Source organism: Vibrio sp. bablab_jr001, assembly GCF_016464285.1.
In the GTDB taxonomy this organism is placed as follows: domain Bacteria; phylum Pseudomonadota; class Gammaproteobacteria; order Enterobacterales; family Vibrionaceae; genus Vibrio; species Vibrio fluvialis.
Map to the genome: position 1 here is coordinate 447,370 of NZ_JACDWZ010000046.1, position 19,597 is coordinate 466,966.

Here is a 19,597-nt window from a genome sequence, read left to right on the forward strand (position 1 = left end):
TGGCCTGAATGCTCGGTGTAGACGGACTGAACCTCGCGCTGATGATTGCTGACTCCGGGATCATTGATACTGCCGTCAGCGATTTAATGGGTCGTTCTCAGGTCATGATGATGGCAGAAAGCCGTGGCGTAAAATCGTCGGTGAAAAGCCATCTGCTCAAATGGCGCGGTAGCGTGAAAAAACGCATAACCCGCGTGTGCGAAACCGAGCGTTTTCAGCAAGAATTAGGACTCTATCAGGAAGTGATTCACTGGGATGAAGAGACCTTCTTTGAACGCATCCCTGACGTGGTGAAAAAGCTGGAATGGCATTCGGCGTTCTATTTGCCCGCCCGCCGTCTGCTGGAAAAAAACAAAGGCATTCACAACCCGATGTTTGCTCATTTCTTTTGCGATCAGTGGTACAAGTCGCTGTCTGATGCCATTCGTCAGGCGCAGATTCTCGAGCTGGAAGCCAACAAAGAAAAGCTGCTGGCCGATCTCTACCAGCGCATGGAAACCATCCGTAACATGGACAAGGTGACCGAATCGGGTGACGAGGCCAGTGTCGGGCGCTTGTGGGATATGGCGGCTGCCAAGCTGAGTCGCGGTGATATCTCGGTGATGAAACGTCACGCGGAGTTTCTCAAAAAGAATCAGGGATTGCAGGAAATTGCTGAACAGTTAGGTCGTATGGCCAGCGATATTGATGATCCGGATCTTAACCGTGCGCCAGCCGAAGAGCTGCAAATGGTGGAAGAGAAATCTGATGAGGCGACCGATGACATCGTCGGCATTCATGAAAGTGACGATTTAAACAAGCTGCTGCCCAACGAAACCATGTTCCTGGCTTATCCTGAGCTGGAAGTGGTGTTCTACAAACATTTGGTCGACAAACGTTTGATGAACTATCGCATGCAGGGTAAATCACGCACGCTGCGCAAAGTGCGTGCTCACCGGCCGGATAACAAGCAGGCCGATATTGAGAAAGGTCCTTTCATTGTGTGTGTTGATGCCTCTGGTTCGATGAACGGGTTTCCTGAGCAATGTGCCAAAGCGATGGCTTATGCCCTGATGCAGATTGCGCTGGCCGAAGATCGCGACTGCTTTGTGATGCTGTTTTCGACCGAACACATTACCTATGAACTGACCCGTCAGGACGGCTTGCGTGAAGCGAGCGACTTTCTCAGTTACGCGTTTCACGGCGGCACCGATCTTGAACCTGTGATGCTCAAATCCATTGAGCTGATGGAGGGCGGCCGCTACAAAAACGCCGATATGGTGGTGATTTCCGATTTCATCGCGCCAAAACAGGACGAAGAAATTCTGGCCAAAGTACAGCTTCTGAAGCAGAAAAAGAACCGCTTTCATGCCATCAGTTTGTCCAAATATGGTAACCCTGAGCTGATGAGTATGTTTGATCACTGCTGGCACTATCATCCTAATCTGGTCGGGCGCTTAATGCGCAAGTGGTGAGATAACGCGTTTCAGGCGGCGTGAGCGCTGAAGAACTGGTCAATCTGGTGTAAATCTCAGCAGGCGAACTAAAAAAGTATTTTTTTGTTTGACTCTCGTCGCTCAATCCGTAAAGTGTGCAGCGAACGCAACGGGGAACGCCCCGAATGATGTTCAAGGTAAGGCGCGTTGGCAGAGTGGCCATGCAGCGGATTGCAAATCCGTGAACCTCGGTTCGACTCCGGGACGCGCCTCCATTCTCTCCTTGAATATCAAGTCCCAGCCAGCTTAATGCTGGTTTTTTTATGCCTGAAATTCGGCGCTTCACGGATTCTTGTTTGAATACGACGACCCGCTAAAGGTCGAATCGCCGTATTGTCTTTACTTCTCTGCCTGCGACTCACCATCAAAGTAATCTTTCACTGCTTGCGCCTGGTTAGCATCAATTTGCATTTGCGGCCAACGTTTGGCTTTATTGATCACCATGTTGAGGTAGTCGCTATCTGGCGTCAGCTGGCTACTGAGCCTAGAGTTGAGTGCCTGATAATCGGCAACGACTTGGTCACGGTTCAATTCGCCCGGTGAGAGATCCAACTGATAGCCGCGAAACAGCCACTGTAACCCTTGATAAACCGCCGGATGATAGACCGAGTGGTGATCGTCGTTTTCGTAGTAGTGGAAAGTGACATCCAGATTGGCTGCCGGGTGAGCGTTGACGCTCTCAGCGAAGGCTTTGAGATGATCGCGGTGAAAGGCTGAGCGGCCAAAACCTGGCGTGTAGGGGTTATTGGCGACGGCGATGTACAGCGAAGAGCGGTGTTTGAGCGGCGTAATCAACGCATGTTCAATGCGCTGATAGTTGCTTGGGTAGTCAAACCATAGGCTGGCATCAATGGAGATATAGCCCTGAAAAGCGCCTTTGTCGCGCGCCACAGAGTCGAGTGCGAGCAGCCCGCCTAAAGAGTGCCCCACTAACAGGTTGGGTGCAGTGGTACGAAATTGGCGTTCAATGTCTGGGCGCAGTTCCTGAGTCAGATATTGCAGGAATTTGGGTCCGCCTCCGGTATGCGCATAGCTCGGGCCCGCTGATTCGCCATTGGGGAGTTGAGTGGTATGGCTGGGGGTGTAATCACGCATACGATCCGTATTGTGTATGGCGACGATGATCATCGCCGGTATCGCAGGCGTCAGGCCGGAACGAAATGAATGGACGATCCCCGCAACCTGCAACAGGCGCTGATCGCCATCGAGCAGATACAGTACCGGAAAATGCTGATTGGGATAGCGAGCATACTCTTGTGGTAAATAGACGCTGTATTGGCGGTCTTCGTTGAGCAGCGACGAGTGATGAGTGTATAGCTGAGCGTAGTTGAGCGGGGCTGATTGGACAGATGACAAGCTCAGCAAGGCGGCGAGCGTCGTGATGATTTTCTTCATAAACAGATGGGTTCCAGTGTAAATCAGTGCGAAAACCCAATCGGTGTGAACACCGGTTGGGTTTTGCAATCAAGAAGAGCAGGGCTATCGCCCTGCAGACAGGCGTTATTTGAATTTATAAGTGAAGCCTGCCATAACGTTCGCCGGTTCACCGTACATGTTGAATGTGGTGGTTGTGCCGACACGGTAGAAATATTCGCGGTCAAACAAGTTGTAGACGTTAAACGTCGCCTGCATATTGTCGGTGATGTCGTAGCGAATAGCGGCATCGAATAGTGCGTAACCGCCCTGATGTGTGGTCACTCCATTCTTAGTGAAGGAGTAATCGCTCACTGCGGTCATACCGCCGCCGATGTGCAGGCCTTGCACCCAGTCTACCAGATGGTAATCAGTCCACAATGACAGTGAGTGGCGAGGAATGGCATCAAATTTGGAGTTGTGGTCGCCGGATTTTTCGTCGATATCAGTGAAGGTATAACCTGTCATCGTCATCCAGTTTTGGGTCAGGTAGCCAGTGGCTTCCAGTTCCACCCCTTTGGTTTCCACTTTACCGGTCGCCCAGTAGGTGTTGGTGATAGCGACGCCGCTGTCATCGTATGCTTGCGCAGCGATATTGTTGTCTTTCATCAGGAATACGCTGGCGCGTGTGTTCAGACGGCCATCAAGCAGTGACGATTTTACGCCCGTTTCCCACTGGTTGCCTTCACGTGGTTTGAGCATGTCGCCGTTTCCGTCCTGGCTGGTTTGCGGCTTAAACACTTTTGAATAGCTCGCATACAACGCGTGCTCATCAGTCAGGTCATACACTACGCCGGCATAAGGGGTGATCTTGCCATTAAAGCTATCGGTTTCGCTGCTTTCTGCGCCAGTAGAGAGTGTCGTGGTGGTGCTTTCCAAATCGTACCAGGAAACACGAGCTCCGGTGATGACGGCCAGAGGTTCCAGCAAACGCCACGTCACTTTACCGTACAGGCCGAGCTCCGATTGCACTTCATGGACATTGCTGGTGTAGCTGTACGTTGGTGTGGTAACGCTGGTTGGATCATAATCAAACACGTTAATCGACGCGAACTTGCGGTTGGTGTAGCTCTGTGTGTCTGATTCGTAGCGTTTGTAATCCGTACCGACGACAAACTCGCTTTGATGGCCCAGCAGGCCGAACATCTGGCTGTAGTTTGCATCAAATGCTGCGTTTTTCTGTTGGTTTGCCTGCGCACTGAACATCAGACCGGTATTGCCATCGGCATCCACGGCACCATTGGTGTAAGTCTGCTCCAGCGACATGTCGTGGTCCATATAACGCGCGGAGATCTGACCGACACCGCCATTCGGGAAAGCGTGTTGCAAGGATGCGCCGACGTCAGTGGTCTTGGCGTTAAAATTGTCGTCCGCAGACCCCAAATACGTGCTGCGGCTGACGTTAAGCATTGAACCGTCGCTGTAGGCTGGCAACCCATTGGTTGGCACAATGTCCTTGGTTTGATGCAGAACATACACCGACAGCAGGGTGGTATCAGACAAGTCGAATTCCATGGTGCCGTAATAGGTGCCATTATCGTTGTCGTTGTAATCCACCTGGTTTTTGATATCGGCGTTCGCGACAACAAAGCGGCCACGCACGGTGCCATCTTCATTCAGTGAACCTCCCATATCTGCTTCAAGGTAATGACGATCCCAGCTGCCGTAACGCGCCGTCACCGAACCGCTGAATTCCTCCGTTGGGCGTTTCAACACCATGTTGATCACGCCGCCGAGTTCACTGGTGCTGTTGAACAGGCCGGATGGACCACGCATGATTTCGACGCGGTCGACCGCCGCCAGAGAAGGCAGGTTACCGTATTTGCTCTGCATCGGGGATGGCAAACCGTTCAGGTTCACTTCATCGTATTCGTAGCCGCGGGAGAAAATGGAAGAGCGGCCACTGTCGTTGACCATAGTGCGCAAGCCCGGGGTGTATTTAGCGAGATCGTCCACGGCGACAAAATTACGTTCTTCAATGTAATCGTTGGTCAGGACAGTGATCGACTGAGGAATGTCTTTCAATGCCGCGGGTGTTTTGGTGCCTACCGTAGCAGAATCAACGCTGTAGCCGCCCGTTTCTTCTGACGGCGCCATGCCGTACAGCGGGTTACCATAAACCACAACCGTTTCGTCGGCTTTGTCCTGAGATTCTTCAGCCATCGCTGGTTGAAGGGATGCGAAACCAAGGGCAACTGAAATAGCCAGCGCCACTGGATTCAATGCTTTGTTTTGAAAGACCACCATAAAGCGATTAACTCCTTAAATCTATATGATAATTATTTTCATTTGATTTTGTGGGCGTTAATATATCACTCATTATCGGGACAATATTTTGCGTTCTGTTCATTTAGTTTTTCAAAATGGTCAAAGTAGTGATGAGTAATTCAGTGGTCGGAGAGTTCAACGTTCGTCAGCGCGGTTTGTTTACCGGCAGGGTTGAAAACCTGAAAGTGCAGGACGGAGTTCTGTTCCACAATAAGGACATCGTACACAAGGCCGATTTTTCTACTCAGCGCGAGATTCCGCCGCAGTTGATCATTGCCATTCCGCTGGAGAGCAAGGCGTTAATGACCTACGGAGAAACTCATCAGCTCAAAGGGTGTCGTTTCCATAAGTCCGATCCGATCGTCGCGACGGCCATTAATTACCTCGAACCCGGATTAGTGCGCGGCGCGGCCAAAGCCTATGTGCGCAGCCGCAGTATTGTGCTTTCATTTTCAACCCATTGGCTTGATACGACGATGAATGACAAAACCCGAGAGCACTTTCAGCAGGTGCTCAGCCGCCATTTGAGTCGTTTTGACTGGTCGTTGCCACCGCATATCGGCCAGATGGCGGAAGCGCTGAATCTGACCAGCAGCCAAAGTGCGGCGGAATCTCTGATGCGTGAGGCATTTGCATTGGCGGTCTGGGATAACCTGATGACGAACATCAGGCAACGGTCGTTTGTGTCGTCTTTGCGCCATGACGCCCAGTCAACCCGGCTGAAAATGTTTCTGATGGAGGAAAAAGTTGACGACATGCCGCTGACAACCATTGCCCAGGAGCTGGGAATGAGCGTTTCAACCCTGCAACGTGCGGCAAGAAAAGAGCTTGGCATGAGCCTGCAACGTTACCTGCGTGAGCGTAAGCTGCAACAAGTTAAGGTAAAACTGGAAAAACGCAGTGTCACCATTCAGGAAGCGGCAGAAATAGCAGGTTATGCGCATTCAGCCAACTTTATTACTGCGTTTCGTAAGCTGTTCGGTTTTTCGCCAAATCACATGAAAAAGGGGAGGTAAAAGATAATCTTTTGCAATCGATTGCCTTAATTTAATACCCCTAAAGTGGTAGTTTGCAGATTTTGTTGCATATCTGCTTGCGAGTGTTAAATGAATCCATATATTTGTCGCTATAGTTTATGTGGGTTTTATCACTAGTGGTGAGTAATCGTGAGCACAGAAAAGGAAGTCTCGTTTGGCCGCGACGAGATGATTATAAGTAAAACTGATCTTCAAGGCCGTTTAACCTACGCGAATCGCACTTTCATGCGCGTCGCTAATTTCTCTGAAATCCAGCTGCTGGGGCAGAATCACAACATCATTCGTCATCCTTCGATGCCCCGGGGTGTTTTTCATGGTTTATGGAAAACACTCAAATCCGGTCAGGAGTTTTTTGGTTTCGTCAAAAATACAACCGCCGATGGAAACTACTATTGGGTTTTCGCCAATATCACCCCGGACGTCATTAATGGCAAAACGGTAGGTTACTATTCCGTGCGTCGCACACCGCCTAAAGAGTCGATTGAGGTCATCAAAAAAATCTATCAGCAGATGTCTGAGAAGGAACGTCACGCAGACAGAAAGCAGGCTCCGGAGCTTTCCTGGAACTGGATGGTGAACACCGTTGAGCGAGAGCAAGGCATGAGCTACGAGCAATACGTTCTCGATTTGTACAAACGGCATCGATAAAAAGGACAGCGTGATGAATAACAGTCATATCAGTAAAAATATCCTGCTGCTCAGACAAAAATTTCTGGTGCTGTGCTGCGTCTTTGTGGCAGTGATCATTGGGTTGTCGATCGCCAATATCTTTTTGTATGGATTTAATTGGCTCAACTTAGTGGTGCCAGTGTTCACTGTCGGGTTTGCGTTTTATGCCTATCGCGATCAGATTCGCCCGATTATGGTGCTGGGGCGTATTTGTGATGCGCTCGAAGAAGCCAAGCAAGGCAATATTCACGTACGTATCACCCAAACCAAAGGCTTGGGTGAAGTCGGTCAGGTGGCATGGGCACTGAACGATTTTCTCGACATTGTCGAAACCAACTTCAAAGAGCTGTCGAACAGCTTTCAGCGCACTTCGCAAAAGCAATTTCATCGCAATGGTTTATCCGATGGTATGCCGGGCGAATTTGCCGCGACGATGGACAACATCAACATTGCAATTCGGTCGATGCACGATGCTCATATCTTTTCGACCCAGAATCGTTTGAAAAGTGAGTTGCACCATATCAACACGTCGAACCTGTTGGTCAATCTGAAAAACAACCAGCAGGAACTGGTGTCGCTATCGCAAAGGATGGACGATGTGCTGTCGATTGCGACGCAAAACCGCGATGGTGCGGAGGGCAGCCGTGAAACGGTGAAAGAGCTGAAATACGCGCTCGAAGACATGAACCAGCGCATGACCAGCATGGAAGAGACCGCCCAACGCCTTGGCAGCAATAGTGTGCGTATTTCAGACACGATTAAAATCATCACTGATATTGCCGAGCAAACCAACTTGCTGGCGCTCAACGCGGCTATCGAAGCCGCGCGTGCGGGAGAAGTGGGACGTGGTTTTGCCGTGGTGGCCGATGAAGTGCGTATGCTGGCGGATCGCACCCGTTCCTCGACAGCCGAAATCAGCAATGTGGTAACGTCGTTGACGGAACAGATTCAAGATATGGTGTCGCAAACTATGGCAGTAGGTGAGCAAACCGCTAAGGTGGGCGATGAAGTGAATCACTTCCACACCAACTTTGATCAGGTGGCGAATTCGTCGCAGGAGACCATTGCTCTGATCAACCAAACTAAAGACATCGCGTTTGCAACTCTGGTCAAACTGGATCACATCATCTACATGCAAAATGGCTACATCGGTCTGGAGAGCAACGGTGAAGGCAATGAGGCGCATGCAGTGAGTGTTGATCACCATCATTGTCGCTTGGGTAAATGGTACTACGAAGGTGAAGGCTATGAGTCATTCAAAGACTTACCTGCCTATCGCCGCCTAGCGAGCCATCACAAAGAGGTGCACAGCAAAATGCATGTGGCGATGGACTTGGTGAAACAAGACTGGCTCAATGACGACAGCGTGCTGCACTCTTTGATTGCTACGATCAGTGATGCCGAGAAAGCGAGTAACCACGTGATGGGCTGTATTTCTGACATGGTGGCGGAAAAACACGGCTAACTTAACGCAAAGACAACGAAGTAACGTCAGCCGCAGTGTCATCATTGCGGCTTTTTAATGTCTTATTTGCGCCGATGAAGCTTGTGTAATGAGTGGAGAATACGTTGTTTGTTCTGCTTATGACGTTCTAACGTATGCTCAATAAATTCCGCGATCGCTCCTGAGGTTTGAACTTCGTATTGCAAAGGAGCCAGATGGTCACGACAGAAGACGATTTGACTGGCGGTGTCGTTGAATTCTCCCAACTCAGTTTGCAGCTGTTTGAGTTTCTTGAGTGACAAACCAGAACGGGTATTAAGTTTGAAAGCCAGACCAAAATCGGCCAGATAGCGTACTTTTTTACCCGCGATTCGCACGTTGTGGATGGCTTCGTCGGAGCTGTGGGCATCGACTTTGTCGATGCGTTTAAGAAGCCGTTTATGGTGCTCATTCCATTGTGTTTGTGCGAACTCGGCGATATCACCGAGGCCCATATCACTAGGATGTTGGGCGCAGTCAAGCAAACTGGCGTAGGTGGCTTGTTTCAACTCCCGGTACTCTTTGCCTTTCAGCCACAAGGTGAGCAGTTCAAAAGCCTGAGCTCGTTCAGTCTGAACAAAAGGTAGCAGCGGCGTCAGCTTCGCGAAGATCGCGGCGTCATGTGATTGAGGGTTAATAAATACATCCAGATCACGTACTTTCCCGGTCGGTTCCATCAAGGTTTTGAACTGTTGCAACAGCAGGTTGACGGGTTTGCTTTGATACAACCCGGCCATGATTGAGAGGAGCGAGCGGCAGCGGCGCAGGCTGACCCGATATTGATGAAGATATTCACTCTCCTGATCACGCAAAACTCCCGGCTCGTATAGCTGAGCAAGTTGAAACTCATTCACGAGATACTGACTGAACAGCCAGAAAGCGGGTGTGCCAGGCTCGTTGCTAAGCTGCGTAATCGGGTTGGACAGGGTTAAGGGAGAAAACTCGCGCATGATTCACCTCCGGTACACAGAGTGTAGCGCGCGGAAAAGCGCTTGCGCATGGCAGACAATAAAAAACCGGGCCAATGACCCGGTTTTGTCTTTATCTGACACAATCGCCTTAGCGAGGCATGGGCATTGAATAGCGCTGGATGCGATCCGGCGGTGTACAGGTCGGCGTCAGGCTATCCTGACCAAACAGCATCCAGCTTTGGCGGTGGCCATAGCCCAGTAACTTGGCTTTGCTGTTGTCAAAACATTCTACGTCATCACGTTGTGCCATCATGATGAAACGATTCGGCTTCTCTTTCATCCACAACCAAGCGTTGCGGAACTGCTGGTCAGGTTCTGCGAGATAACTGAATTGCGTCAACGGAATCGGAGAGAACAGCAGGAACTGCTCCTTAAATTTCACCAGACCCAGTTCGCCATCTTGACCAATTTGCTGCGCGGCATCGGCCATGATCTCTTTAGCGGGCGTTCGGAGCGGGTTGAGCAAAGTGTATCCCCAGGTGCTGTAGAGCAACCAGGTACACGCCAATACGCTACCAAGAATGCAATACACTGATTTTCGACGCAGAAACACCAGCAACAGAGTCCAAATCACTCCAGCGCTGGCGAGAAACAGAGTCAGGGATGTGGTATCTATTTCATCTTCGAGGTGCTTGGTAATAATATGGCTATCAAACAGCGCCAGCCCCGCACCGACCAACAAAATAATGCACACCAGCCACAGGAAGCCTTTAATAAAGCCGCTGAGAACACGATGCGGTTTGAAATTGGTCATCCATGGTGATACCGCGAGAACCAGCATCGGAATGGCAGGCAGCACATAAACGCCGCGTTTACCCGGACTGATACTGAAGAAAATGATCACCAGTACTACCCAAATCAGCAGTGACTGAATCACTGGTGTTGCGCGGTAGTTTTTCCAGTAACTCTTGCTCATCAGCATAAACGGAACCGGGAACCAGAACAGCGGGATCACACCAGTGATGTAGTAGTGCCATGGCTTGATGTGGCCCCAGGAGTTGGCGTAACGCTCACCAGTTTGTTTAAACAGAATATTGTTTTTGTAAGCAGTAAAGTCCGGATTGCCGCTGATATCGGCGTAATGCAGCATCGGCAGTAGCCACATGGCAATCACAGCCAGCATCGCTAGCGGCCCCAGCGCATATTTGACAGCATTGGCCAACGAGAAAGGTGTTTTATGGCGGATTGCCTGAATGATGACGGGAATCAGGAAGAAGACTGGCAGAAAGCCAACCCCTTTGGTGATGATGCCCAGCCCCATAAAGGCCCAGCTGGCAAAGTACCAAATCCAGTTCTTCTTGATGTAAAAGTGATAAACAAAACCATACATCGCCAGAGTCACCCAGCAGGCGACCATCGCATCAATCTGAGCGGTTTTGGCTTGCAATACAAACTGCGGCACGATCAGCATCAGCAGGAAAGCATTGCGTGCGACGCGCACGTTCCACAGCTTGGCTGCCAGGTCGTAAACACACAGCAAAGTAATCATGCCGGCTAAGGCGTTCGGGATCATGAACGCCCAGTCCATATTGCCGATCCATGAGTAAACCAGAGCGATCGCCCACATGAACACTGGTGGTTTGTCCGGATACAGCTCGCCACCGCGCATCGGGAAAAACCAGTTTCCGGATACCACCATTTCACGAGCTACTTCAGCAAAGCGTGGTTCATCGGCAGGCCAGGGCGAGCGCAATCCAATACCGGCAAAAATAATGATGAAAGCGAAAACCATCAACAAAGAGAGCACTTTGTAGTAGTCATCGCTATGAAAACGTTCAGAAATCTGTTTGATCATAAAAGGTAGAGTCCTGTTAGATGGTCGTCCTGGTGTGTGATTTACGGTATTTCTGGTAGAGATGCCCGGTCAGCACCATGCTGATGATGCCAAGCGCAATACTAATAATCAGCTGCCATTCATTGGCGGAGCCGACACCGGATCCCGCCAAGGCAAAAATCAGAGTTTGCGGCAGATAGCCAATCAGTGATGCGCCGATGAACGCCTTGACCGGCACACTGGCAATGCCGGAGAGCAAATTGGTAATCAGGTTGTTGCCAACGGGAAACAGGCGAATAATGAGGATTTTCGAAAACGGTGCTGAGCCGACAAATTGTCGGAACTGCTCTACTCGGCGACCAAATTTTCGCGTCAGTGTCGGCTTGAGAGTAAAGTGTGCCACCGAATAGCTGCACAGCGCGCCACCGAGCGTACTCAGTACACACAGCGCGGTGCCCCAAACACTGCCGAAAGCAAACCCAAAGGTAAAGGCAATCAACTGACGCGGGCCGCCACAACCGGTAAACACGGCACCAAACAGCAATAAGGCCATGGTACCGGAGATGCCATGACTGATCAGGTAGCTTCGCACCCAGTTTTCATCGGCGATGTTTTGCCAAAGTTCACTGTTGGATTCGCGATAGATCAGAAAAGCGATCGCGATTAACAGCGCAATTTTAACGATTTTCATAATCTACTTTTGTGTAGGCCAGTTCGACTTCGGGCCATTTAGTGCGGCGACGCAGCCACATCACGCCAAACAAGTCGACGATACCCACCCACAAACGATTCCAGACATTGTATTTGGAAACCCCGGCAGAACGCTGACGATGATGAACCGGGTGGACCACAATCGTACCGTTCATACGACGGATCAACGCGGGCAGAAAACGGTGCATGTGATCAAAGTAGGGCAGCAACAAAAATGTTTCTTTAGGGAAGAGCTTCAGGCCACAACCTGAGTCCGGTACACCGTCGGCAAGAAACGCCTGACGAATTCGGTTCGCCACTTTGGATTGGAAATTCACCCACGCGGTGTCTTTGCGTTTGTTGCGATAGCCTGCGATACAGAAGTGAGGCTCAGTCAGCTGGCTGGCTTTGTCCAGCATCGGAATGATATCGGCCGGGTCGTTTTGGCCATCCGCATCGAGAGTCGCGATTAACTTGCCTTTTGCGTTACGGATTGCGGTATGCACCGCAGTACTCTGACCGCAACTCTTGGGATGGCGCATGACCGTCAGCGCGCAGTCCAGTCTGGTTGCGGTGTCGATCGCTTCCTGTACGGTAGCATCATCACTGCCATCATCCGTGAGGACGACTTCGAATTCGATATGGGTATTGAGCGCGTGATGTATTTCTTCAATCAGGGGGCCGATATTGCCGGCTTCATTTTTTGCGGGAAGAACAACTGACAATTGAGGCTGCATATTGAAATAAAAATCCTTTTTGTATGAACTGCGTTAGTTTAGCCACAAAAGTGTGAAAAAAAAGTGAATGCCTACTGATAAAATTGAACAATTAATTTTCATATTGCTCAATGCATTTAGTTGTTATCACTATCAATTGTGACGCGGTAATCCATTACTTAAGTAAATACTGAAGTATCGAAATGGATTAAGCAACTGAAGTCTCTGTGTAAACTAACCGTAACAACTCAGAACTAAGCTTGCTCATCGCGATTCTTAAAGGATTTGAGAGAATGAAATATTCAGCACTACTTTTCACGTTGTTTGCGACGTTAAACACATCTGCTTGGGCCGTTGATCTGACCAAGGTTCATCAGGGTGATGTACTCCCTGTGATGCTGGCGGAACTAAAACCTACCCAACCTTCCGTGGGCTATGACCAGATTTATTACAAGTTAGGACGCTATCAGCAGGATGCAGAAAAGCAATTTGATGAAATTTGTGAAGCCAACGGTCAGAAGGGGGTCAGCCATTTTGATGCGCAATCCCAACCCGCCATTGCAACCAGTTTTGAGTGCAAGGAACCAGTAGGTGCCGAGCGCAAGGATATGAAAACGGTGGTCATTGCGCCGAACAGTCAACTCTATCTCACCGATGGTCATCATACCTTTAATACCTTCTGGCATATGGAAGGTGGTGGCAGTGAGTTTCCGGTCAATGTGCTGGTGGACAAAGATTATCGTGGGTTGAAAACCATGGATGCGTTCTGGAAACAATTGGATCTGGACAAAAACACCTGGCTGTTTGATGTCAGCGATCAACCGATTTCTTATCAGCAACTGCCAACGATGCTCGGTATGGAAAACTTTGCCGACGATCCGTATCGTTCACTGATGTACTTTGCGCGCGATGTCAGTTGGGACAAGCCAGCTCAGCCCGTGCCGTTTCTTGAATTTTACTGGGCGAAGCAACTTAAGCCGCAGTTACCGCTGGCGCCATTCGATCTCAACACCGAGCAAGGCTACTTAAATGCCATCGAGGCGGCGTCTAAGCTGCTCCTGGCTGAACAGAGTAACGATATTGGCGGCTCTGGCCTGTCGGCGAAAGCCATGGGACAGTTTGATCATTTTGATGCGAAGAAGTTTAAAAAGCTCAGCAAACAGAACAGTAAACTGAGCTACATGTTGGGCTATAAAACCGCTCAGCAATAGCCAGTGTAGCGATGAAAAGCAGTGAGTTGGCGAGGCTAGCTCACTGCAAAGCGCTGTATGACGAACTCAATGAACAAACGCACCCGCAGCGGCAAGTGGTCTCGATCGCGATAGAGCATAAACAGTGTTCTGACTTTGCTGCTCCAGTCGGGCAGGACATGCGTCATCTCCCCTTGGGCGATCATGGGTAATGCGAAGTAATCCGGTACATAGCCGATGCCAATCCCTGTCTTCACGGCATGGGTAAGCATTAATACTTCATCCACTTCGAGACGAACACCTTTCTGCGGGTAATAATCAAATTCCTCGCCACTCGCTTTATTCACCAATTGCCACGGAATCATCGGACGACAAATGATGGTCGGATGCCCGCACAGCTTCTCTGGTGTGGTAATGGTGGAAATATCGTAATCGGGATGCGCGCACAAAATGAAATGGATGTGTTTCAGTGGCCGCGCGATCCAGTTATCGACCACCGGGCTTCCTACGCGAAACACCACGTCCATGCCTTCTGCTTCAATATCAATCAAAGAGTTGGAAAAACTCAGGTCTAACTGAATATCCGGGTACTGCAACAGAAAATCATAAAAAATGGTGCGCAAGAACTGGGAACCGGCATTGATCGGCGCAGAGATGCGAATTTTTCCTTGTGGCTGATGTTTATCCCGGTGCAGATCTTCATCGATATCATCAAGTTCATCAAACAGCGCCACCGAACGTTGGAAATATTGCTCACCCGTGCTGGTTAACACCACACGATGCGCATCGCGATTGAGCAGACGAAGCTGCAAATCGGCTTCCAACTGGCGGATACGACGACTTAATGTTGAGAGTGGCATACCCAATGATTGGGCGGCATCTTTGAAGCTGCCGGAGCGTGCTACAGCACAAAAACAGCGCAAATCGTCTAACGAATAGCTAGGTTTCATTATTGGCATTTACTGTCTTAATTTTGCTTGTTTATCCAGTTATTGAAATCAATACACTAGTGAAACTGTTTTGACAAGTCATTCGGAGTGACGATGAAATCTGATTCAACGATGAAAGCGATTGTTCTGCTCATTATCTGTACCTTCTTTTGGGGCAGTTGCTTTCCCATTGGTAAACACGCGCTGGACGAGGTGCATGCGCTGACACTGGTGTTCTGGCGCTTTGTGATTGCGGCTGCCTGCTTAGGTCTCTATATCAAAGCGGCGCGGATGCCCAAGCCTCAGCTAAGTTCGCGTCAGTGGTTGTGGGTGATTGCGGTCAGTGCCGTTGGGGTTGGCGGGTTGAACCTCGGGTTGTTTACTGGTCTTGCGTACACCAATGCGACCAACGGCTCATTGATCATGGCGCTCAGCCCACTGATGACGTCGCTCATTGCCTGTATTGCGCTGCGCACCCTGCCTTCGTTTGCCCAGTGTTTTAGCCTGCTGGTGAGTTTAACCGGCGTGCTGATGGTGATCACCAACGGTCACTTGGAAACGCTGTTTTCGATGGAGATCAATCACGGCGATAAACTGATTTTCTGCGGTATGCTGGCCTGGAGTCTTTACACTTACTTCAGCCAAGGCATCAGCCGCTGGATGCCAGTGATTCCTTATACCTTTGTCGGCATGTTAAGTGGTGCGGCCGTCATTGGTGCGATGTGCCTGGCATCGCCAGAAGTACACCCGTTTGCCGAGCTGTGGAACAGCAGCACGCTGGGGGTTTCAGAAGTGGTGTACATCGGTGTGTTTGGTACGGTGGCGGGGTATCTGTTGTGGTTGAACGGTGTGCGTCACCTTGGTTCGGCCAATGCCGCGCTGTTCTTCAACTTTGTGCCTATTTTCTCTGTGCTGACCTCTTTTATGCTTGGTCAAGCGGTCACTCAGCTACAACTGGTCGGGATTGCGGTGGTGATCGCAGGCTTGTTGCTGCCACGTCTTCGTTTGATTAAACGCCAGTCAAAAGTGTGCCCAGATGCTTGACTGTCGAGTGGCTTGTTAAATCCAAAAGGCGAGAGAATTTCTCGCCTTTTTTTGTCTCTGGCGTCCTCGCTGCGAAAGTTCGCAATTTTGTTCTATTCAACCACGGCGTGCGTTCCTATACTGGCTTTATTGATTAACGCGAGTGAATGAACCTCATGCAAGAGCAGTTTCAGTATCTTCCCAGCCAACATACCGATGGTCTGAGCGCCTTTTCTGCCCGAATGAAGGAGTTCAGCTACGATAAGCATGCGCATGAAGAATACAGCATTGGTGTGACTCGCAAAGGTCGTCAGGATTTTTTCAGCGGCGGGACGTATCACAAAAGCAATGTGGGCAATGTGATGATCTTCAATCCTGAGCAGGTGCATGACGGCTGTGCCGGGGAACGCTCGGCGCTGGAATACGAGATGCTTTACATTCCGCAGCACACGCTGATGGAGATGATGCAATCTTTGGGGCAAATTACACCCGATCAGGCGCGTCTCAAGCAATCGCTGTTTCATGATGAACAGCTGCGCCATCAAGTGCTGAATCTAAGCCAGATGATGCGTCAGCCGACGCTGTCTGCGTTAGAGGAAGAAGCAGCGCTGCTGGCGATTGCCCAATCGATAATTCGTTTAGGTGGCGGTTCGCTCAACGCCGGACATTATCATGGCCGCAAAGACACACTCTTGCTGCGCGCCAAAGAGTACATTCTTAGCAACCTCGATCAAAAGCTGAGCGTGGATGACATTTGCCAAGCCGCCAATATGTCGAAGTTCCATTTTATTCGCCTGTTCAACGAACAGTTCGGCATGACGCCGCATCAGTACGTGCTCAACTGTCGGGTGAACCGCGCCAAGCAAGCGCTGGAAGTGGGCGACAAAGCGTCGGATGTGGCGATCGACTTAGGCTTTGCTGATGTTAGCCATCTCAATCGTAAATTCAAACGGGTTTTTGGCATCACGCCGCATCAATATCAGCGACAACTGCATACCAGCAACTGCTGAATATCAACGACAACGGATCGTCTGATTCGTCAATCTTAACCACTCTCAGAGCGACCCATGACAGACATAATTCTTTATGCCTTTGGCGTGATGTACACGCCTGGGCCGGTGAATGCTATTGGCCTCAATAATGGTATTCAAAAACAACAACGTATTTTCGGCTTCTTCTCCGGTGTTGCGGTCGCGATGTTCATCCTGTTTTTCAGCGTTGCCATGATTGGCGAGCGGATCATGAACGAATCGCTGCTGCAAGGTGCATCGGTGCTGGGCGGGCTGTATATCTTCTGGCTGGCCATCAAAATATTCCGCTCTCAAGTGAGTCAAAACAACACTGGTGAAGATAAAAATAGTGAGGTGCGCGCGCTGACATTTCGCGATGGATTGATGATGCAACTGCTCAATCCCAAAGGCATCACGGTTGCGCTGCCTGTGGCGACGGTGCAATTTCCTGCGGCGGGGATTGCGGGTGTGAGTCTGTTTGCCTGGTGTGTGGGGCTCGCAGTGTTTGCCTTTGGCGCGCCTTGGTCTTATTTCATTTTCGGCCGATTGCTGGGCAACAACATTCGTCAGGCGAGTTACCTCACGCTAATCAATAAACTTATGGCACTGTTTCTAATGTTCGTGGCCGTGAGCATGGGGCTGAGCCCGTTTTTATAACACCATCATGAATCAAGTCTATTCAAAGGGAAATAGCATGCAGTTTGATACCAAATTCGCCATTGTGGTGGCGGACGATTTGCCAACTTGGCAGAAATTGAATGTGGTCAGTTTTCTGTCCGGCGGCGTGACCGGTAGCCCGCAAGTGAAAACCGGGGAATGTTATCGCGATGCCTCAGGCAATGCATACCTGCCTCTGTGCGTGCAGCCGATCATCGTGCTCAAAGCGAGCCGAGAAAAGCTCTCCACTTTTGTGCAGCGCGCGAATCGCCAGCAAGCAGAGATGGCGATTTTTGTCGAAGACATGTTCGCCTCCGGTCATGACGAAGCAAACCGCCAAACGGTCAGCCAATACACGAGCGAGCAATTACCGTTGGTCGGGCTTGGGATGTTTGGTGATAAGAAACAAGTGGATAAAGTGTTTAAGGGAGCAAAGTTGCATGATTGAACATGCATGATGTGCGGTAAACAGCAGAGTCGACATTTAATTCCTTTTATTAGATAAAACTCATTTATAGTTAATCAAAGGTTCACCTTGGTGAACTAATAATAAAATTCAATCAATTACCTGGGATTTACTGGGTGAATAAGGGATTCAATGTCGGCGAGGAAGCAGGTGTTCTCGATAGCACCAAACATTCAATATGCAGTTTTGGCACTGATGGTTGCGCTGTTTTTTATTTCAGTGAACGTTTTATTCAGACCCATCTTCCCAATTGATGAAACACGCTATGTGTCCGTTGCCTGGGAAATGTGGCTGGATAACAACTGGTTGGTGCCCCACATCAACGGTGCGACTTACGACCATAAACCACCATTCATGTTCTGGCTATTCAGCTGCATCTGGGCGCTGTTTGGTACCTCTGAAACCGTCACCCGCATGGTTGTACCGGGTTTTTCACTGATTAACCTGTATCTGGTAAGCAAGCTTGCGCAAAAAGTGTATCCGGATTCACCGCAAGCGAAATGGTTATCCCCGTTGATCCTGATTAGCTTTCTCGGCTGGTTTTTGTATTCGGGTATGATCATGTTTGATCTGATGCTCACAGTCTTTATCCAACTCGCTGTTATCAGCGTGTGGAAATTCGCACAAACCGATCGCATTTTTTGGGCTCGTTTGAGCGGCGTGTTTCTGGGATTGGGCATGCTGACCAAAGGGCCAGTGGTGTTTGTGTATTTCATCCCCTTTATTGCTCTGGTTCGTTTATGGCATCCATCGCCGTCAAGAATCAATAAAGCGTTTTTCAAAGCGATTGTGCAGAGCGTATTCATTGCGATTGCGGTCATTCTGGCCTGGGCGATTCCCGCTGCGATTGCCGGTGGCGCGGAGTACGCCAAAGCCATCTTCTGGGGGCAATCTGCGGGGCGCATTCAGGATTCGTTTGCCCATGCGAGGCCATTTTATTGGTATGTCATGCTATTGCCAGCGCTGTTGTTTCCTTGGTTCTTCCTGACGGGCTTCTGGCGCAGCCGCCCTTGGCTGGGGGGAGAACGCAGCGATACCTTCTGTTTGGCGCTGTTCGTCATTGTGGTCGCCATATTCAGTTGCTTCAGCGGTAAGCAGATTCACTATCTGTTTCCGGTGTTTCCTTTCGCTGCTATCTGGGTGGCGAACCGCCTCAGTCCTGAAAAATTCACGACGGAACCTGCGGTCATTGCCATGCTGGTTTTTGTCGCGATTGCGATTCTGAGCTCGCCATTGTGGGTCGAGAAAGTCTTTCGCAGCGCGCAAATCACCGAGGTATACCAAAGCTGGGCGTTGTTGCCTGTTGCTTTCATGGCATTGTTGCTGTGGAAAAGGCCTCTGCCGTTTGAACGTCTGGCGCTGAACCTTGGCGCACTGATGCTGAGCTTATCTGCGCTGTTGGCCAGCCTGTCACCAATCTTGAACAATCTTTACGACGTGACTGACATTGGTCGTCATATTCATCAGTTGCAAGCCAGAGGTGCCAGCGTGTCGTTTGTCGGTAAATACCACAACACCTTTGGTTATGCAGGCAGACTGGAAGCGCCGTTGAATCTGATCTCCGGGTCAAAAGAGCAGCGGGATGCGTTTTTGAGTACGGAGCCGGGTTATACGGTGTGGATTCAACGTAAGAAAACCGACCCAATGGCAGAGAATGCCGTCTACATGACACCGTTTCGAGGCAAGTGGCTGTTTATTATGGATAACCAGATGCTTGAAAAAATACTGCAAGAGAACCAGACCAATAATTTGGTGGTGGCGGAAGATTCTTAACTTTTCGTCATAGCGGCATCGCGTTCGTATCTGACTCAACATTGCCCGGCGAA

17 protein-coding genes and 1 tRNA gene are annotated in these 19,597 nt (G+C 50.0%); 11 read left to right on the forward strand and 7 right to left on the reverse strand.

The genetic code is table 11. The features are described from left to right. Positions 1-8 precede the first annotated feature (8 nt). A complete protein-coding gene (viaA, locus tag JIG40_RS09370; RefSeq protein WP_020329146.1) occupies positions 9-1,454 on the forward strand; it encodes an ATPase RavA stimulator ViaA in 1,446 nt (481 codons plus the stop codon). 162 nt (positions 1,455-1,616) lie between these two features. Continuing rightward, positions 1,617-1,690 (forward strand) — tRNA-Cys (locus JIG40_RS09375). 124 nt (positions 1,691-1,814) lie between these two features. Here JIG40_RS09375 and JIG40_RS09380 read toward each other — a convergent pair. Together JIG40_RS09380 and JIG40_RS09385 are read right to left on the reverse strand one after the other, a co-directional pair. Further along, the gene (locus JIG40_RS09380) at positions 1,815-2,870 is read right to left on the reverse strand and encodes an alpha/beta hydrolase-fold protein (RefSeq protein ID WP_199465221.1); all 1,056 of its coding nucleotides are present in this window, start codon (positions 2,868-2,870) and stop codon (positions 1,815-1,817) included. A gap of 105 nt (positions 2,871-2,975) precedes the next feature. Continuing rightward, positions 2,976-5,135, reverse strand: a complete 2,160-nt coding sequence (locus JIG40_RS09385) for a TonB-dependent siderophore receptor (RefSeq protein WP_199465222.1) — start codon at positions 5,133-5,135, stop codon at positions 2,976-2,978. Between the two features lie 131 nt (positions 5,136-5,266). Between JIG40_RS09385 and JIG40_RS09390 the strand changes: the two genes are divergently transcribed. The 3 genes from JIG40_RS09390 to JIG40_RS09400 all read left to right on the forward strand — a co-directional run bounded on the left by JIG40_RS09390 (position 5,267) and on the right by JIG40_RS09400 (position 8,327). Beyond that, positions 5,267-6,172, forward strand: a complete 906-nt coding sequence (locus JIG40_RS09390; protein WP_244662652.1) for an AraC family transcriptional regulator — start codon at positions 5,267-5,269, stop codon at positions 6,170-6,172. Between the two features lie 150 nt (positions 6,173-6,322). Beyond that, positions 6,323-6,841 carry a PAS domain-containing protein gene (locus JIG40_RS09395; RefSeq protein WP_199465224.1) on the forward strand — a complete coding sequence of 173 codons (519 nt, stop codon included), beginning with the start codon at positions 6,323-6,325 and terminating at the stop codon, positions 6,839-6,841. Positions 6,842-6,854: 13 nt separating this feature from the next. Further along, positions 6,855-8,327 (forward strand): methyl-accepting chemotaxis protein, encoded by a 1,473-nt coding sequence (locus tag JIG40_RS09400; protein ID WP_024374967.1) that lies wholly within the window; start codon positions 6,855-6,857, stop codon positions 8,325-8,327. Positions 8,328-8,389: 62 nt separating this feature from the next. Here JIG40_RS09400 and JIG40_RS09405 read toward each other — a convergent pair whose 3' ends face one another. The 4 genes from JIG40_RS09405 to JIG40_RS09420 form a co-directional block, all read right to left on the reverse strand. Beyond that, on the reverse strand, positions 8,390-9,295 hold the full coding sequence (locus tag JIG40_RS09405; protein WP_158143366.1) for a CHAD domain-containing protein: 906 nt from the start codon (positions 9,293-9,295) through the stop codon (positions 8,390-8,392). 109 nt (positions 9,296-9,404) lie between these two features. Continuing rightward, positions 9,405-11,111 (reverse strand): glycosyltransferase family 39 protein, encoded by a 1,707-nt coding sequence (locus JIG40_RS09410; protein WP_199465225.1) that lies wholly within the window; start codon positions 11,109-11,111, stop codon positions 9,405-9,407. Between the two features lie 16 nt (positions 11,112-11,127). Next, complete coding sequence (locus tag JIG40_RS09415) at positions 11,128-11,781, reverse strand: VTT domain-containing protein (protein ID WP_199465226.1); 654 nt, start codon at positions 11,779-11,781, stop codon at positions 11,128-11,130. Continuing rightward, complete coding sequence (locus tag JIG40_RS09420; RefSeq protein WP_199465227.1) at positions 11,768-12,517, reverse strand: glycosyltransferase family 2 protein; 750 nt, start codon at positions 12,515-12,517, stop codon at positions 11,768-11,770. The genes JIG40_RS09415 and JIG40_RS09420 overlap by 14 nt, the downstream gene beginning before the upstream one ends. A gap of 272 nt (positions 12,518-12,789) precedes the next feature. On the opposite strand from JIG40_RS09420, the gene JIG40_RS09425 reads away from it, so the two are divergent. Further along, on the forward strand, positions 12,790-13,707 hold the full coding sequence (locus JIG40_RS09425; RefSeq protein ID WP_199465228.1) for a ParB/Srx family N-terminal domain-containing protein: 918 nt from the start codon (positions 12,790-12,792) through the stop codon (positions 13,705-13,707). A gap of 35 nt (positions 13,708-13,742) precedes the next feature. On the opposite strand, the gene JIG40_RS09430 is transcribed toward JIG40_RS09425, so the two are convergent. Further along, positions 13,743-14,636, reverse strand: coding sequence for a LysR family transcriptional regulator (locus tag JIG40_RS09430; RefSeq protein WP_199465229.1), 894 nt, complete (start codon positions 14,634-14,636; stop codon positions 13,743-13,745). Positions 14,637-14,729: 93 nt separating this feature from the next. On the opposite strand from JIG40_RS09430, the gene JIG40_RS09435 reads away from it, so the two are divergent. From JIG40_RS09435 to JIG40_RS09455, 5 genes are all read left to right on the forward strand, one after another. Beyond that, a complete protein-coding gene (locus JIG40_RS09435) occupies positions 14,730-15,659 on the forward strand; it encodes a DMT family transporter (RefSeq protein ID WP_199465230.1) in 930 nt (309 codons plus the stop codon). A 155-nt stretch (positions 15,660-15,814) separates the two neighbouring features. After that, the gene (locus JIG40_RS09440; RefSeq protein ID WP_199465267.1) at positions 15,815-16,648 is read left to right on the forward strand and encodes an AraC family transcriptional regulator; all 834 of its coding nucleotides are present in this window, start codon (positions 15,815-15,817) and stop codon (positions 16,646-16,648) included. A gap of 57 nt (positions 16,649-16,705) precedes the next feature. Beyond that, positions 16,706-17,305, forward strand: coding sequence for a LysE family transporter (locus JIG40_RS09445; protein ID WP_199465231.1), 600 nt, complete (start codon positions 16,706-16,708; stop codon positions 17,303-17,305). 37 nt (positions 17,306-17,342) lie between these two features. Next, a complete protein-coding gene (locus tag JIG40_RS09450; protein ID WP_020430283.1) occupies positions 17,343-17,753 on the forward strand; it encodes a DUF2000 family protein in 411 nt (136 codons plus the stop codon). A 150-nt stretch (positions 17,754-17,903) separates the two neighbouring features. After that, positions 17,904-19,544, forward strand: a complete 1,641-nt coding sequence (locus JIG40_RS09455) for a glycosyltransferase family 39 protein (protein ID WP_199465232.1) — start codon at positions 17,904-17,906, stop codon at positions 19,542-19,544. Positions 19,545-19,597: the final 53 nt, after the last annotated feature.